Consider the following 16,423-nt stretch of genomic DNA (forward strand, 5'->3'; position numbering starts at 1 on the left):
GGTGTGGGACTGCTGCGCTTTACGTCCCACACCCCTACCCCTCCGACCCGCCCCCTCCCGTGGTGGGGAGGAAAAGAGACCGGCTGGGGCGCGCCCAGGTGGTCCACTGCCGCCCTTCCCCTGCCGCCACGGCGCCCGGCCACGACGGAGAGGGTCCGGCAGCATCGACGACGGCCGCAACCGACCCTCCCCACCACCCACGGGAGGGGGCGGACCGCAGGACGAAGTCCGGAGGGCCGCACCCGCACCCGAAAACGCCCCGCGCAGCGGCAACCAGCCCGCCGCCAGGCGCCACGGCGAGAAAGCCAGACAAGTCGGCCGCAGCAAAGCGCAGCGAAAGGGCGAAAAACCACCACGGCGGGAAAGCCGACAACGTGGGAGATCAGCCAAGCGCAGCGGAAAGCCGGTGGGAGACGGCCGCCCCCGCCACCGCGACCCCCGTCATCGCCGCGAACACCGCCGCGAAGGCCGCCGGATGGCCGGCCGAGCCGGCGCCGGCAGTCGTCGTGGCGGCATGCGCAGCCACCGCGCCGCCGCCGAAGGCGACGAAGAGGACGCCGCTGATGCCGACGAAGGTGACGTTGCCCAGCGCGTCCGACATCTGCAGGGACGCGGAGTTGCTGCCGGCCTCCTCCGGGTGGGACAGCTTCAGCAGCAGCACGCCGCCGCTGGAGATGTTCAGGCCCATGCCGAAGCCGCCGACCGTCCAGGCCGCCGCGACGATCCAGACCGGGACCCCGTCGAGCAGGACCAGCGGCACCATGGCGATCGCCGCCGCCAGCAGCAGCATCCCCAGGCCCATCAGGCGCTCCCGGTGCGGTTCGAGGCGCCGTCGGCTCTGGACGTACGAGCCGAGCGCCCAGGTCAGTCCGCCGCCGGTGAGGGAGAGTCCGGCGAACGTCGCGGACAGGCCGCGCTGGGTGACCAGCAGCAGCGGGATGAAGCTCTCGGCGGCGACCAGCGCACCGGCCGCCAGGCCGCGCATCAGCACGACGGTCGGCAGGCCGCGCGCCGCCCGGAACGTGCCGCGGGGCAGCAGCCGCACGATGGCCGGCACCAGCAGGGCCAGCCCGGCGGCCGCGAGCGGCAGCGCGGACCAGGCCGGATGCTGGCCCGCGTACTGCAGCAGGCTCGCGCCGACCGCGACGGCCAGCGCGAGCCGGCAGCGCCGTTCGGTCAGGACGTGCCGCACACCGCCGTGCGGGCCCGGCTCCGTACGCGGCAGGGTGCGCAGCGCCGGCAGCATCACCGCGAGCGGCAGCAGTATCAGCGCGGGGATGGCGAGGAAGACCCAGCGCCAGCCGAGCTGTTCGGTGACGGTCCCGGCGAGGAGCGGGCCGACGATCACCGGTACCACCCAGGCCGCCGAGAACGCCGCCATGATCGACGGCCGCAGCCGCTCGGGGTAGGCGCGCCCGACGACGACGTACAGCGAGACCACCACCAGCCCGCCGCCGATGCCCTGCACCCCGCGGCCCGCGATGAACATCCCCATGCTCTGCGCGCCGCCGGCGATCAGCAGCCCCGCCCCGAAGGCGGCGATCCCGGTGAACAGCGGCGCGAGCGGCCCGCGCCGGTCGCTCCACTCGCCCGAGAGCGCCATCGCGAACAGGCTCGCGGTGAAGAAGGCCGAGAAGGCGAAGGCGTACAGGCCGATGCCGTCCAGGGCGCGGGCGGCGAGGGGCATCGCGGTGTTCACGGCGCTGGCCTCGAAGGCGACCAGGGAGACGACGGAGATGATGCCCAGGGTCAGGGCCCGGTGGGTGCGGCCGAGGACGCCGTCGGCGGTGCCGTCGGCGAACCCCTTGCCGGGCGGCGCGGTCAGGGCGGGGCGGTCAGCGGTCATCCGGCCAGCGTAAGGGCCGTAGAGCGGTTGCGCCCCTGTCGGGAGACGGGGATCCGGTCGGTCGCCGGTCCTAGGCCGCACGGTCCCGACGCCGCCCGTCGGGCCGTGTGAACGCTGCGTGGCAGCGCGCCGGAAGGCATGGACTCCTGCGCCCCGCCGCCTTAGCCTCGGCCGCCGTTGCCGACGGACGGATGAGGAACTCCCATGCGACACAGGCTCTTTGGGCCCGGCCGGAGCGGACTTCGGGCCCGCGCCGCCACGGCTGTGGCGGCCCTGGTACTCACGCTGCCGGCTGCGGTGGCGCTCGCCCCGGCCGCCCGGGCGGCACCGATACCGCCCGCCCCGGGTCACCGGCTGGTCCCGCAGTACGAGGGCGCGCCGGCCACCGCCGCCCCGCTGCCCGCGGACCAGGCGCCGCCGCAGCACCCGTATCTGGCGCCCAACGGGCGGGCCGGTATGCACGGCGACGGTGCCAGCAGCGACACCCACCCCTTCCCCGGGCCGCTCGGCGCGGAGCCGGCCGTCAGCAGCGAGCGGATGGCGGCGCTCGGCGGCGAGTGCGCGACCGTCACCTTCGACTCCGGGGGCCGGATACTGACCGTCTGCGGGACCTTCCAGGGCTTCCGGCTCAAGCTCCTCGACCCCAAGAGCCTGGACACGCTCGCCGAGTACCGGCTGCCGCAGCGCCCCTCCACCGTCGAGGCCCTCACCCGCCTCGACTTCTCCAAGATCTTCAAGGACACCTCGGGCGGCGCGTACTTCTACCTCGACGACAAGGACCGCGTCGTCCTGGCCGACTCCCGCCAGCACGTGCTGCGGCTCTCGCACGGCCGCTCCGCCGACGGCCGCTGGCACTTCGCCGTCGACCGCGACTGGGACCTGACCCCGTACGTCCCGCACGACTGCGTCGGCTGGAGCAACCTCCACCCGCGCGGTCAGTGTGATCCGGTGACCTCGGTCCAGCCCGACTGGGACGGCCGGATCTGGTGGGTGACCCGCAAGGGGCGGATCGGCACCATCGCCCCGGACAGCGGCGCGATACGCACCGTCCGGCTGCCCGGCGAGGAGATCCAGAACAGCTTCTCGGCGGCCGAGGACGGCATCTCCCTCGTCTCCGACCACGCCCTGTACAGCCTGCGCGCGGACTCCTCGGGCACTCCGCGGATCCAGTGGCGGCGGACCTACGACCGCGGTACGGGCGGCAAACCGGGCTCGATCAACCAGGGGTCGGGCACCACGCCCACACTGCTCGGCGACGCCGCCCATCCCTACGTGGCCATCACCGACAACGCCGACGACCGGATGAACGTGCTGGTCCTCCGCCGCAGCGGACCGGACGCCGGCCGCCTGGTCTGCAAGGTCCCGGTCTTCACCGCCGGCGCCTCCACCACCGACAACTCCCTGATCGGCTACGGCCGCAGCCTCGTCGTCGAGAACAACTACGGCTACGAGAACGTCACCTCGCTGCTCCTGGGGAAGTCGGTCGTCGGAGGCATCACCAGGATCGACATCCGGCCGGACGGCTCCGGCTGCGACACCGTCTGGGAGAGCAGGGAGCGCTCCCCCTCCACCGTCGCCAAGCTCTCCACCGCCAACGGCCTGCTCTACTACTACACAAAGGACCCCCACCGCCTGGGCATCGACGCCTGGTACCTGACCGCCGTCGACTTCCGCACCGGCCAGACCCGCTTCAAGCGCCTGACCGGCACCGGCCCGCTCTACGACAACAACTGGGCCCCGATCACCCTCGGCCCGGACGGCACGGCGTACATCGGCGTCTTCAACGGCCTGGTCGCCGTACGCGACACCCGGCCGCGCCCCTGAGCCGGCGACCGCCCCACGGGGCTTCATGAACCTCGTGTTGCCCCGCATTGCGGCTCCATGGCAGCCCGCCCCGCACCCTTGCCCCCTCCCCCACCCCGCGGCCTACAGTCGGGAGCACACCGCAACCCGGCCGTGTGCCCGAGTGGTTCAGGGGCTCGCCTGCAAAGCGAGTTACGTGGGTTCGAATCCCGCCACGGCCTCCAGTGCCTTGAACAGGCGAAGAAAAGGGCGGCATCCCAGAAGGTGTGCCGCCCTTTTGGCCGTCCGTCTCAGTTCCCGTCTCAGTTGAGCGATACAGGCCGGCTGTCAGTTCGGTGCGCTCACGAACACGCCGGGAGGCAACCCGTCCTCAGAACGACTTAGCCGTCGTCTCATTTGGTGAGTCTGCGGTAGCAGATGAGGCTGCAGGCGATGGCAGTGAAGGGACCGCCCGCTCCGTTGGGCCATCCGGCGACGTGCTGCGGCATCCAGCCCGAGTTTGGTGCTGAATTCGTCCAGCCACTCTGACAGGGCGGGCTGCCGGTCGATAAGGGTGTTGTCCAGGTCGAAGAACGCCAGAAGCTGCACGCTACCGACCCTATCTGGGCTGGATCAGGCGGCTGACCGCAGAACGGCAGCAGTTTCGTGAGGAGTTACGGCTTGGGCGGCCGAGCGGTTCGGCTGGGGTGAGACGATCGCGGTGATCGCCAAGGACCTACGTGAGACGACAGCACCCCGCATACGCTGAGGTTCCACCATAGTGATGCCCAACCGGAGTTCCTCCGATGATCCGTTCTCCAAGCTTGAGTGCCCCTTCCGTTATCTTCTCATTGCACTTTGGGCAAACAGATACCTCGGAAGGGTTAACGCGAATAAGGGCGGTTTCCTTCATCTCCAAGGTGGCCTCCACCATCTCCCTGCCATGCTCACGAAGCCCTTGTTCGATGAATTCGAAGGCTCCGTAGACGTGTCCACAGTTCTCGCACGGGGTGCGATTTGCAAAGTGAATGACGTCTTTGAGGCCGAGTTCCTTCTCGATCCTCCTTAGCTCATCAGTTGACACTTCCTCGACACCAGTTTCCCTTATGCGTTCGGGAGTCCAGTACCAGGAGGTAATCGCTTCAGCCATTCCCCTAGAGACGTAGAATGATGCTGATATTCCGCCCTCGACTGCCTTCTTGATTATTTCCAAGACGGCTTCATCGCTTGCGGAGAGGACACAGCTTCCGCTTCCTATAAAGTCGTCGATGTCCGCCATTTTGCGTCGCATGGGAGACAGCCTCCAAGGTGTTCGGCAGATTCACTCATGCCGGGCCGACCGCAGCATGTGAGGTCAGCCGAAAGTGATAACGAGGCACTGCGAGCCGGAAAGTGCTAGATGTGAGTGCCTGTAACCCAGTTTCTCACCACTTGCTGACGGTGCAAGTTGATCGCCCCATGGCGCAAAGATTGCCACAATCTACACAGATGACCTCACCGGCGAAGAATCCCAAGAGGTAACAACATATGCGTTCCAACTGGATGGTTGGCGTACGAGATTGACCTTGGCCCAGACTCAAGTGCAAGCACGCCACGGCATAGCCGCGCGACGGGCCGCGTCCTTCGGGATGCGGCCCGCCCATCCGGTCGCGGTAGCCAGCGCAGCGCCTTCGCGAGCCGTGCCAGCCCCTCCCTGATCTCCTCCGGCGAGTGCGGCACGAACGACAGTCGCATGGCGCCCGGGTCGACGGGACCGACTCGGGATGCTCTAACGCGCGAATCACTGCCTGGCCCGTCGGACAACTCGTAATGCGTAGGTCAAGGATCCCGTGCGGCACAGCGGTTCCCCATCGGGCTCGGTACCGCTCGTTGTCCTGGTCTTTGTCCAGTGCGCTGACGAACGCCCTCGTTCACCTCCGTACGCGCACCCCGCCTGAGCTGTCGCGTGAACGCTTGCGACCGGCCCCGTACGGCCATGCGCACAGTTGGAAAGCGTGTTGGCGATGCTGATCTTCAGTGCAGCATGAAGACTCAAGGGCTGAGTGACACCTGGCACCCAGCCGGCGTGCGGCGACGACCGTCTCAGTTTCCGTCTCGTTCGTCGTCATCCGCAGCCGTCCAGGGCGGTTCATCCCGCCACGGTGGGCACCGCCTCCGTACGGGAATGAACGCCGGCGAACACTTCCGGATCAGGCTCTGACCAGCCCGGACAAACCTGCAAAGCGAGTTACGTGGGTTCGAATCCCGCCACGGCCTCCAGTGCCTTGAACAGGCGAAGGAAAGGGCGGCATCCCAGAAGGGGTGCCGCCCTTTTGGTGGTGTCGGGCGGTGGTGACGGCTCGTGCTGCGGGGCGGGGTTTACTCGGTGTCGAGCTGGTGGTCGGCCCAGACGTAGCTTTCGGGCAGCAGGTCGGTGATGGCGACGGATCGGACCCGGTCGTCTTCGCCGACGATGACCTTGAGGGTGGGGAAGTAGTCGAGAAGGACCTGTCGGCACCGGCCGCACGGGGGAACAACCCCGCGGTCGCGGTCGCCCACGGCGACGATCGTGTCCAGCTCGTAGGCGCCCTGGGCGGCTGCCGCGCCGATGACGACCAGCTCGGCGCACGGTCCGCCCGTGAAGTGGTACGCGTTCACCGCCGTGACGATCCGGCCGTCCTTGGCACGGGCCGCGGCCGCCATGGTGTGGTTGTCGCCCCGACAGCGGGTGCGGGCGACGTGCGCCGCGGCCTGGATGAGTTCGTGGTCGACGGGGTGGGGCTGCGTGGTCATCTTCTCGGCCTTCGTCAGGTGTCGGGTCTCAGGTGTCAGGTCTCAGGTGACGTTGACCCGAGTGGCGAGGGTGCGCAAGCGGATATCGGAGGTGTGCTGGTGCCGGCAGATGGTGTGGCGGTGGATCATGTTGCCTGTTCCTTGTGGGGGGAGGGCGTGGCCGTGGCTCAGCGGCCGGTGCGGAGCGCGGCCACGAAACGGTAGATGTCCCTGGCCTCGCCGGTGTCCGTCGGGGGGCGGAGTTCCACCAGGGCCAGCGGGCGGTCCACGGGCTCGCCCGTGTCCGGGTCGAAGGCGATGTAGCCGCTGATGCCGCGGACCTTGGACCTGCCGTTGGTCTGCTCCAGCATGGCCAGGACCATCCGGTCGGTGACCCGCCGGGTGCCGTAGACCGCGACGGCCTTCTGGGCGGCTTTGCCGACGGTGTACGTCGCGTCATGACCGAGCATCGCCTGGCCGCTGGCGAGGCCGGTGGCCGGGCCGCCTACCTCCTTGCCGAAGGTCCGCTCGAATTCGGCGAACGCCCCGTTCCGCGCACCGCCGTAGACCTCCTTGGATATCTCGGGGTGGGTGAACGCCGTGTAGTAGACGGTCAGCCCGCTGTACCTCCAGCGCCTGGCGAGCAACGCGAGCTCGTCGCGGTGCCCCTCTCCTCCGGTGCCGAAGTAGACGCCCAGTGCGCTGGAGCCGGAGAGCACGGTCGTGGGGCAGCGCCTGCCGCCCTCACCGGCCGCCTCGATGAATCGGCGCAGCTCCCGGCCGCGGCCGGCGAAGTACACCACGTCCGGCGGCTCGGGGTCGTCGCAGACCTTGTCGGCGACCAGGGACAGCGCGTTGCCCGCCGTCGCCTCCTCGCCCTCCCCCGAACGGAACGGGATCACCCCGTCGTCCACGTCCAGCTTCGCGCGCCGCGCCGCCGCCCGGAAGTCCTCGTAGAGCGAGGTGTTGTAGGCGTCCTCCTCATTGCCGTCCCTGATCACCTGGACGCGGTAGCCGGGGTGCCTGCGCTGCTGCTCCTTGAGGTAGCCGGCGGCGGCCGCGGTCTGGTCGCGGTTGGGGAAGGAGACCCGGTAGAACCCGGCGGTGGGGGAGCCCAGTCCGTCCGCCGCCACCGTCGCACCGACCATCGGCAGTCCGGCGGCGCGCAGCCGCTTCACCGCGCCGGCCGTCCGGTCGTTGCTCTGCCCGAAGCCCACCACCGCCACGAGGTGTTCCTTGCCCTTCATCGCGATGAGCTGGTCGACCACCTGGCGCCAACTACGGTCGCCTCGACCGGTGTTGGCGAGCAGCAGTCGGATCTTGGGCAGGGTCGCGCGTTCGGTGTTGAGCGTCCGCTGGGCGAGGTAGGCGCCGCTGACGGCCTGCCGGGTGGCCTCCGGCCCCCGGTCCGCGAAGCCGCCCGCCATGGCCTCCAGATACGCGATGGCGACCGACGGCTGACCGGACCTGGCGACCCTCTCGTTCTCGGCGCGGATCTTGTCGCTCAGACCGTGCATGTTCTCGAAGGTGTACGCGCCGTCCGTCACCCCCACGCACTCGCCTCCGGCCGCCTGATGCACCCCCTCACCGCACCGTCCGGCCGTGTCCACGATCCGTATCGCGGCACCCGCCAGGACGGCGGCCGCCACCAGCACCGAGACGATCCACAGCCCCCAGCGCCGCGGCGGTCTGGGGGGTTCGAAGACACGGGCGCTCACAGCCACGGCTCCTTTCCGTACTGCTTGGCCTTCCGCAGCAGCGCGGAGGTCCACGGCACGCTGTCGGCGTGCACCGCGAGGGTGTGGAAGCGGGCCTGTATCTCGCCGTACAGCTCGGCGCCGGGATCGCCGAGGGGGTCGCGATACGGGTCGCCGACCCGATCCGTACGCGGGTCGTCGGGCGGCTCGGGACCGATCCACACCGCGGCGAGCAGCCGGGTGACGGTCCGGAGCCGCTGGTCGACGACACCGTCGTTGAGGTGCTCCACCAGCCGCTCATAGTGCTCCCACAACGGCTGGTCGAGGCCCCCGCCCGCCTGGGCGAGCGGGGCGCGGCGCAGTCTGCACAGCTCGGCGCACCACTCCTCAGGAGCGACCCGGTCGAAGATCTCGTCAAGATGGGCGGCGGCCGCGGCCAGATCTCCCCCGGCCAGGGCGTGGTACGCCGCGTTGCCCCGCTCGCCGGTGGTGGCCGCCCGCTCCCGCAGGGCGTCGTGCACGGGCCGCCACCCCCGGACGGTGCCGGGCGGCCCGTCCTCGGGGGTCGCCGCGAGCCGGCGCAGCAGCAGGAAGCGCAGCAGCGGGTGGGGCGTCTCCGTACGGCCGTCGGCCTCCTCGTCCGCGCTGTCGAGGTGCATGGTGCGCAGCACGTCCGCGCAGAAGTCGTTGAACTCCTCCTGGACGCGGGCGCTCGACTCGCCCCACAGCACCCGGCCGGCCTGCGTCTGGGCGAGGTCGACCGCGGCCGCGGCGTGGGCCAGCGCCTGCGTGAGCTCCCCGCTCGCGTCTATCGGCAACAGCCGCTCCAGCAGGGCGTCGACAAGGGCGGACGAGGGCTGCAGGGCCTGGCGCAGCCGCTCCTCCCAGGGGGTCTGTGCCGGGTACTCCAGGAGGGCCGCCAGCAGGTGTGCGGTGCCCGCCGGATGCCCGCGGGTGAGTTCGTGCACCACCCAGCCCAGCCACTGCACGCCGTTGTCGGCAGCGGGTGCCGGCGCCCGGCGGCCGACCGACCTCAGCACCTCCTCGGCCTGCTGTTCGACCTCATGGCGGACCAGGTCCCGCAGCCGGCCCACCATCAGCCCCTTGACGACCCGCTCCGGAACGAACCCCTCCTCCTCCGCGGGCCACCGGCCGGGCAGCGCACCGGGCCGCCGCGGCCCGCCGAACGCGAAGCTCTCCAGCGCCGCCGGATAGCTGCCTGCCGTGGCGAGGACCAGCAGCGGATCGGGCGTCCCGCCCTTTCTCCGCGCGTCCAGCAGGGCCCTGAGGAAGTCGTTCCCCAGGGGACTGTCGACGTTGTCCAGCAGCACCAGGCACTGCGTCGTACGCCGCTTGTCGCCGCCGCGCGAGCCGTAGGCCCGCCGCAGATCGTCCAGGAAGGCGTCGAACAGCACCGCCTCGGCGCGCTGCCGCTCGGCCTCCTCGCGGTCGCCGTAGCGCTGGTTCAGGTCGATCAGGAAGCCGTCGACCGAGCCGGCGCCGCGGCTGCGCCGCTGGATGCGCGCCAGCCGCCAGCGGACCCGCAGCCGCGCCCAGTGGCGCCGCCACTCGGGCAGCAGGGGCAGCGCCGCGGTCACCGCCGTCGGGGCGCCCAGGACCGTGGCGGCATACATGGCCAGCTGATTGATCACCTCCGTCCGGCTGCTGGGCGGCCCGACCAGCGCCTCTTCCATCTGGCGCACGGCGGCGTCGCGGTCGGCCGCGTCCATCCGGGCCGCGACGGCGATCGTCAGCAGCCCGAACGCCGGAAACCGCAGCCTCGCGAAGTCCTTCTTCCTCTCGTTGAGTTGAAAGACCAGCGCGGCCAGCACGTCGATCGGTTTACGCCCCTCCTGCCCCAGCGCCGCCAGGTCGAGCCGGGCCACCGGCGCGCGCCGGCCCCAGTCCGCGAGATGCCGCAGCACCGTCGTCTTACCGCTGCCCCGCGGCCCCAGCAGCAGCGTGGCCGGCAGCTCCGGCCGGCTGCCCGGTCTGCGCACCAGCAGCTCCTGGACGTACCGCTCCACGGCCCGGTCCCGCCCCGACTCCCCCGCCCATTCCTGCGGCATCCCGCCCCCTCGGCCTCGCGCTCCCCGCCGCCCCCGCGGCCCCCATGCCCGGTCGGCTCACTCCGGCCGCCCCAGCATCCTCCAATTCCCCTCCACTGCAAGCGCTTTGACTCCTTCGGCCCCCTCCTTCCCGTTCATCCGACTTCACCTCGCACACCGAAAATCACTGTAAGTGACGGCACTGACAATCGCCGTGCCGGAGCGTGGGCCGTCGGGCGGAGCGTGGATCTTCGGGCGGAGCGTGGGTCCCAGGGGCAGCAGGCCGTGACGCCCTAACGCCCCTTGGGGTCCTGATTGCGGAAGGTGATCATCCGGTCGGGCTCGATCCGGGCCCACGGCAGCGCGCTCATCCAGCCGTCCCACGCCTCGCGCCCGTACACCCCGGTCAGGAACGAGGCCAGGGCCTGGTCGTCCGCCGGGGACACCTCCCGGGCCCTGCCGTGCACCGTGATCTGCAGCCGCTCACCGTCGATGACCGAGGCGGAGACGGCGGGGCGGGCGCGGAGGTGCCGGAACCGCAGCGAATCGGCGCCCGATCCGAAGTGCAGGCGCCCCCGGTAGAACAGTCCGTCGACCGGACCCACCCGGGGCTCGCCTCCGGACGTCGTGGTGGCCAGCGCCATCACGCGCATGGCGCCCATCTCGGCGACCACCCCCGCGGCGTCGAGACGGCGCTCCTCGGTGACGATGGAGCGCAGGTGCCGGCCTGCCGCGGCGTACGAGTCGTCGAGCAGGCGCTGTAACCATGCGAGGTCTTCCGGGCTCTCATACATGGCACCAGGCTGCCAGAGGGGCAGCCGTGGTCCCTACTGCCGCACCACCTGGGCCACCGCCGCCTGGGGGCGGATCGGGAGGCGTCCGATGGGGCGGCCGGTGGCGGCGCGGACCGCGGAGGCCACGGCGGCCGGAGAGGTGACCACCGGGACGGCGCTGGCGGGCTTGGCGCCGAAGGGGGCGACGACGTCGCGGTCCTCGATGAGCTTGACGATGCGGATGTCGGGGGCGTCCAGCGCGGTGGGCAGGGCGTAGCCGGTCAGGTCGGGGTGGCGCACCTGGCCGCGGGTGGTGCGCAGGTTCTCCATCAGGGCGGCGCCCAGGCCCTGGGTGACGCCGGCCTCGATACGGGCCCGCAGCTGCCGCGGGTTGAGCACCCGGCCGACGTCCTGGGCGACGGACATCTCCACGACCCGGACGGTGCCCAGTTCGATGTCGACGTCGGCGACGCAGCGGATGGCGCAGAAGGCCAGGCCCACGAAGGCGTCACCCTGGCCTTCGTCGTCCAGCGGCTCGGTGGGGTGCGGGCGGCACTGGGCGGTGGCCCACAGTTCCTTGCCGTCCAGGGCCTCCGCGACGGTGGTGCTGAGCACGCCGTCGTACGAGGTGATCTTGCCGTCGTTGATCTGGAGGAGTTCGGTGGACATGCCGAACTTGTGGGCCAGCGGCTGGAGGAGCTGGGTGCGGACCATCTTCGCGGCGCGCTCGACGGCGCCGCCGGAGACCCAGGTGTGCCGGCCGTGGCAGGCCGGGCCGGCCGGCGGCTGGTCGGTGTCGACGCCCGCGACGTGCACCTCCTCGACGCCGAGGGTCTCCTGGACGATCTGCCGCGCCAGGGTGGAGAAGCCCGAACCGGTCTCGACGGCGGCGCAGATGACGGTGGCGACCGAGCCGCTGACCTTGACGGTGGCGGTGGAGACCTCGTCGGTGCCCTCCGCGCCGAGCATGTGCACCATGCCCAGTGCGTAGCCGACGCCGCGGCGCACCGCGCCCGGCTCGCCGGCGCCCTCGGGGCCGCCCGGCAGCAGCCACTCCGCCTCTGGGGCGTCCTTGGGCAGTTCGGGAAGCGGTGCCTCCTTCACGGCGCGCAGGAGTTCGGCGACCGGGGCGGGGCAGGTGACCGTCTGCCCGGTGGGCAGCAGGTCGCCGGTGGCCATGACGTTGCGCAGCCGGATCTCGTCGGGCTCCAGGCCCAGACGGGCGGCCAGCTTGTCCATCTGGCCCTCGTAGGCGGCGCAGACCTGCATCGCGCCCTCGCCGCGTACGTGGCCGGAGGGCGGGTTGTTGGTGCGCACCGCCCAGCCGTCGACGACGGCGTGCGGGACGACGTACGGGCCGCAGGAGAAGGACACCGCGGCGGCGAGCGCGTCGGCGGAGGTGTCGGCGTAGGCGCCGGCGTCCATCAGGATCTGCGCCTCCACCTTGACCAGCTTGCCGTCGCCGTCCGCGTGGTGGCGGTAGCGCAGCAGCGTGGGGTGGCGGTGGGCGTGTGCGAGGAAGGACTCCTCGCGGGTGGCGGCGAGCTTGACGGGGCAGCCCGTGCGCAGCGCCAGCAGGCCGAGCGAGAGCTGGATGCCGGGGTCCTCGCGGTCGGCGGTGGCGCCGGGCACGCCGGTCACCACGACCTTGACCTGCTCCGGTTCCAGGCCGAAGGAGGCGGCGGCCAGATCGCGGTCGGTGTGCGGGTCCGTGGAGGCGGTGTAGATCTCCACGCCGCCGTCGGGGCGCGGCACCGCGAGCCCGGCCTCGGCCCCGATGGGCGCCGGGTCCTGGCGGCCGATCCGGTAGAGCCCCTCGACCATCACCTCGCCCACGGCGTCGGCGTCGCCGAAGCGGAGCGGGATGTGCCGGATCAGGTTGCCGTCGGGGTGCAGCGGCTCGGCCTCGAAGGCGAGCTGGGGGTCGGTGACGGCTTCTTGGACCTCGTACTCGACGGCGATGGCGGCGGCGGCCAGCCGGGCCGTGTCGGGGTGGTCGGCGGCCACCGCGGCGATCGGCTCGCCGTGGTGGCGGACCTCGTCCTTGGCGAAGACCGGGCGGTCGGCGGTGCCCCGGCCGTGGCCCGCGTCCCCGGGGACGTCCTCGTGCGTGACGACGACGCGCACGCCCGGCATCTGCGCGGCGGGCGCGGTGTCGATGGACCGGATCCGGGCGCGCGGGTGCGGTGAGCGCAGCACCGCCGCCCACAGCAGACCCTCGGCCCACAGGTCGGCGGCGTACGGGAAGGTGCCCTCCGTCTTCGCCGGGGCGTCGGCGGGCGGCAGGGAGACGCCCAGGCCGTGCGGCGGCGCCTCGACGGGGGTCTGGTCGCCCACCGCGAGGGTCGCGGTGACGGCACCTGCGCCATCGGACGTGCCGCTCATGCGGAGCCTCCCGGGTGCGGATCCTGGTGGTGCGGGGCGTGGCCCATGGGGTCGGCGGGGCCCGCCTGGTGGGGGATGCGGGCGGTGTCCGTCGGCGCCGCCCCGGCCGGTCCGTCCGCGTCGTCCGACGGATCCTCCGCCTGGGCGTAGGCGGCCTCCGCGGCCTCCGCGCGCTCCTTGACGACCTCCTCGACGGCGTCCAGCACACCCCGGTAGCCGGAGCAGCGGCACAGGTTGCCGCACAGCGCCTTGCGGGTCTCGAGCTCGCTGGGGGCGTGGTTGCCCTCCAGCAGGTCGTGCACGGTCATCGCCATGCCCGGTACGCAGAAGCCGCACTGCACGGCACCGGAGGCGGCCAGCGCGCGCTGGACGTCGGAGGGCACGCCGTTCTGCGCGAGCCCCTCGACCGTGCGGACCTCGCTGCCCGCCGCGGTGGCCGCGGGCACCAGGCAGGACGCGACGAGCCGCCCGTCCACCTGGACCGAGCAGGCGCCGCACTCGCCCTGGGAGCAGCCGTCCTTGGCGCCGGCCAGGCCGAGGCGCTCGCGCAGCACGTACAGCAGCGACTCGCCGATCCAGGCGTCGGTGACCGGCCGGTCGATGCCGTTCACCCGCAGGACGTAGGAGGCGGCGGGGTGCTCGTCGTGGGCGTCGGCGGCCGGTGCGGGGTCGTGGTCCGCGGCGGCGTCGGGCGTGGCCTCGGGCGCGCCGGCGGGGGCCTCGGTGTCCGTGGGGCCCCTGCCGTCGGCGGGGGCCGCGTCCTCGTCAGCGGCGGTGCCGGACGGGGCGGTGTCGGACGGGGCGGTGTCGCCGGCGTCGTCGGCGGGGGCCGCCGCGGCGGCGAGGTCGGGGCGGTCGCCGGGCTCCGCGGGCCCGTCGTGGCCGGCGGAGTCGTCGGGCACGCCGGACGCCGCGGGGTCCGCGGACGCGTCGGAGGCCTGCTCGGCGGGCGCCGCGGGCTCGGCCGCGGCGTCGCCCGGGGCGAACTCGGCGGACCGCTCCGGCCGTTCGCCCTCGGCCGCCGGGGCGGCCCATCCGCCGGCGCCGGCCGGGGCGGGCACGTCCGTCGTCCCGTCGTGCCGGTCCGCCGCCTCGGGCCGCGGCGCGGCGTCGGCGGCCGGCGGCCACTGGGCCAGCGCGTCGGCGGGCAGCGACCAGTGCCCGGTGGCGGAGCCGCCCGCGCCGTACGGGTCGCCGGCCGGCTCGGTGCCGTTGCCCGGGAGCGCGCCCGTGGCGTGGTCGTGGTCCGCGAGGCCGCCGCCGCGCGCGTACGGGTCGCCGGCGGGGCCGTCGAACTGATCCTGCACGCCCCCGCCCTGCGGGTCCTGGTGCGCCGGTGTGGCGTGCGTCTGGGCCCCGCTGGTGGCGTTCAGTCCGGTGGTGAAGTTCCAGTGCCCTGTCTGGGCGGGCTCGGCGGGGTCCACGGCGTCGTACGCGCCGGCGCCCGGATATCCGCCGCCCTGGTGGCCGGCGGCGCCACCGGGACCGGCGAGTCCCTGATGGTCCGTGTGGCCCGGATGCTCCGGATGGCCCGGAAGGTCCGCCCGGCCGCCCGTACGGCCCGTCAGACCGCCGTCGCCGACCAGGTACTCGCCGGACTCCTCCAGGCCGTCGTCGGCCGCCGCCGGCACCGACCAGGTGCCGGTGCCGCCCGCCTCCGGGCTGCCCGCCACGGGCCAGTCCACCGGCTCGCCGCTCCACGGCCGGGCCGCCTCGGGCACGCCGCCCTGGTAGGCCCCGGACGGGCCCTGGTGGGCCGCGGCGTCCGTCTGGGCGGCGTAACCGGCGGACGGGTCGGCGTATCCGGCCGAGGGGTCCGCGAACGGCATCGTCCACTGGCCGGTGGCCGCCGGGTCGGTGTCGGCCCCCGGAACCTGTGGCGCGGTGGTGTGCGGGGCGAAGGAGGACGGCGGGGTGTAGCCGTGGCCGGGCGCGGCGAGCGGGTCGGCGCCCGGGGTGTAGCCGGGCGTGCGCCGGCCGTAGATCCCGGTGGTGAAGCCCTCCGGGAGCTGTACGAAGGCCGTCGCCTCCGACTCGTACTCGCCGCCCTGCGGCAGCGGCTGCCAGCCCTGGTCGGGGTGCGGCTGCTGCGGGTTGCGGTGGTCTGCCTCGCTCATGCCGACACCTCACTTCGCTCGGCCTCGCACGCCCGCGGCGCGCACCTGCTGATGGTTCGCTCGGTGCACTCACTCACGACAGCGCCCTCCCCAGTGCGCGGCGGGCCAGGGCTGCCACCGTACGGCGCAGGTGCAGTGCGGCCGGCGGCAGGGCCGCCGGTTCCGAGCCGTCCTCCGGCGGTGCCGGGTCCGGGATGCAGGCGGCGGCGACGTAGTCGCCGAAGGCGGTCAGCGCCTCGGGGACCAGGCCGCGTTCGCCGTCCCAGTCGATGATCGAGGCCACCCACTGCTCGGCCTCCAGGGGGCGCAGCGGCATGGCGGCGACCGCGCCGACCGCGCAGCGCACACCGCGCCTGGCGGGGTCCAGGACCAGCGCGACCGAGGCGGTGGCGCGGCCGGGGCCGGTGCGTGCGGTGGCCTTGAGGAAGGCCTGCGGGGCGTGCAGCAGCGGCACCCGTACGAAGCCGACGAGTTCGCCGGGGTGCAGCATCTCCCGGCCGGCCAGGAGGTGGCTGACCGGGATCTCGCGGCGGGCGCCCCCGGGGCCGGCGATGACCAGCGTGGCCTCCAGGGCGGCGAGCACCGGAAGGGTGTCGCCGGTGGGGGCGGAGCTGACGATGTTGCCGCCGAGGGTGCCGGCGTTGCGGACCTGCGGCGGGCCGGCCGCGCGGGCGGCGGCGGCCAGGCCCGGGATCAGGGCGGCGAAGTCGGGGCGTCCCATGCGGGCGAGGGTCAGTCCGGCGCCGAGCAGCGCATGGCCGTCGAGGTACTGCCAGCCGCGGATCTCGCTGATCCGGCCGAGGCCCACCAGGCCCGCGGGTCTGAGGAGTCCGGCGTTGACCGCCGCCATGAGATCGGTGCCGCCCGCGACGGGCACGGCGGCGGGCATGGCGGTGAGCGCCGCCACCGCCTCGTCGAGCGAGGCCGGCAACGTCACCGTGTGCGACGCGTGCGGTGCGTGCGTGGTCAAGCCAGCTGCCCCTTCCCCGGTGTCCCGGCAGTTCCGCTCCGCCGTACGGTACGT

General features: G+C 72.8%; 10 protein-coding genes and 1 tRNA gene. 2 read left to right on the forward strand and 9 right to left on the reverse strand.

All coding sequences use genetic code 11. From position 1 onward, the window contains the following. Window positions 1-382: 382 nt before the first annotated feature. Complete coding sequence (locus ACFWZH_RS29425; protein ID WP_384437799.1) at window positions 383-1,846, reverse strand: MFS transporter; 1,464 nt, start codon at window positions 1,844-1,846, stop codon at window positions 383-385. Between the two features lie 204 nt (window positions 1,847-2,050). Here ACFWZH_RS29425 and ACFWZH_RS29430 point away from each other — a divergent pair, with 204 nt between their 5' ends. After that, complete coding sequence (locus ACFWZH_RS29430) at window positions 2,051-3,670, forward strand: hypothetical protein (protein ID WP_384437802.1); 1,620 nt, start codon at window positions 2,051-2,053, stop codon at window positions 3,668-3,670. 128 nt (window positions 3,671-3,798) lie between these two features. Next, a tRNA-Cys gene (locus ACFWZH_RS29435) sits at window positions 3,799-3,873 on the forward strand. 491 nt (window positions 3,874-4,364) lie between these two features. On the opposite strand, the gene ACFWZH_RS29440 is transcribed toward ACFWZH_RS29435, so the two are convergent. The 8 genes from ACFWZH_RS29440 to ACFWZH_RS29475 all read right to left on the reverse strand — a co-directional run bounded on the left by ACFWZH_RS29440 (window position 4,365) and on the right by ACFWZH_RS29475 (window position 16,369). Further along, a complete protein-coding gene (locus tag ACFWZH_RS29440; protein WP_384437805.1) occupies window positions 4,365-4,907 on the reverse strand; it encodes a hypothetical protein in 543 nt (180 codons plus the stop codon). Window positions 4,908-5,986: 1,079 nt separating this feature from the next. Beyond that, window positions 5,987-6,400 (reverse strand): cytidine deaminase family protein, encoded by a 414-nt coding sequence (locus tag ACFWZH_RS29445; RefSeq protein ID WP_384437808.1) that lies wholly within the window; start codon window positions 6,398-6,400, stop codon window positions 5,987-5,989. A gap of 167 nt (window positions 6,401-6,567) precedes the next feature. Next, window positions 6,568-8,097 carry an ABC transporter substrate-binding protein gene (locus ACFWZH_RS29450; RefSeq protein WP_384437811.1) on the reverse strand — a complete coding sequence of 510 codons (1,530 nt, stop codon included), beginning with the start codon at window positions 8,095-8,097 and terminating at the stop codon, window positions 6,568-6,570. Then, window positions 8,094-10,145, reverse strand: a complete 2,052-nt coding sequence (locus tag ACFWZH_RS29455) for an ATP-binding protein (RefSeq protein ID WP_384437814.1) — start codon at window positions 10,143-10,145, stop codon at window positions 8,094-8,096. The genes ACFWZH_RS29450 and ACFWZH_RS29455 overlap by 4 nt, the downstream gene beginning before the upstream one ends. Before the next feature lie 272 nt (window positions 10,146-10,417). Further along, the gene (locus tag ACFWZH_RS29460) at window positions 10,418-10,918 is read right to left on the reverse strand and encodes a pyridoxamine 5'-phosphate oxidase family protein (RefSeq protein WP_384437817.1); all 501 of its coding nucleotides are present in this window, start codon (window positions 10,916-10,918) and stop codon (window positions 10,418-10,420) included. Between the two features lie 33 nt (window positions 10,919-10,951). Next, the gene (locus ACFWZH_RS29465) at window positions 10,952-13,282 is read right to left on the reverse strand and encodes a xanthine dehydrogenase family protein molybdopterin-binding subunit (protein WP_384437820.1); all 2,331 of its coding nucleotides are present in this window, start codon (window positions 13,280-13,282) and stop codon (window positions 10,952-10,954) included. After that, window positions 13,279-15,399, reverse strand: a complete 2,121-nt coding sequence (locus ACFWZH_RS29470) for a 2Fe-2S iron-sulfur cluster-binding protein (protein ID WP_384437824.1) — start codon at window positions 15,397-15,399, stop codon at window positions 13,279-13,281. The genes ACFWZH_RS29465 and ACFWZH_RS29470 overlap by 4 nt, the downstream gene beginning before the upstream one ends. 73 nt (window positions 15,400-15,472) lie before the next feature. Beyond that, on the reverse strand, window positions 15,473-16,369 hold the full coding sequence (locus ACFWZH_RS29475) for an FAD binding domain-containing protein (RefSeq protein WP_384437827.1): 897 nt from the start codon (window positions 16,367-16,369) through the stop codon (window positions 15,473-15,475). Between the last annotated feature and the right edge of the window lie 54 nt (window positions 16,370-16,423).

Source organism: Streptomyces sp. NPDC059008, from assembly GCF_042749045.1.
GTDB lineage: Bacteria > Actinomycetota > Actinomycetes > Streptomycetales > Streptomycetaceae > Streptomyces.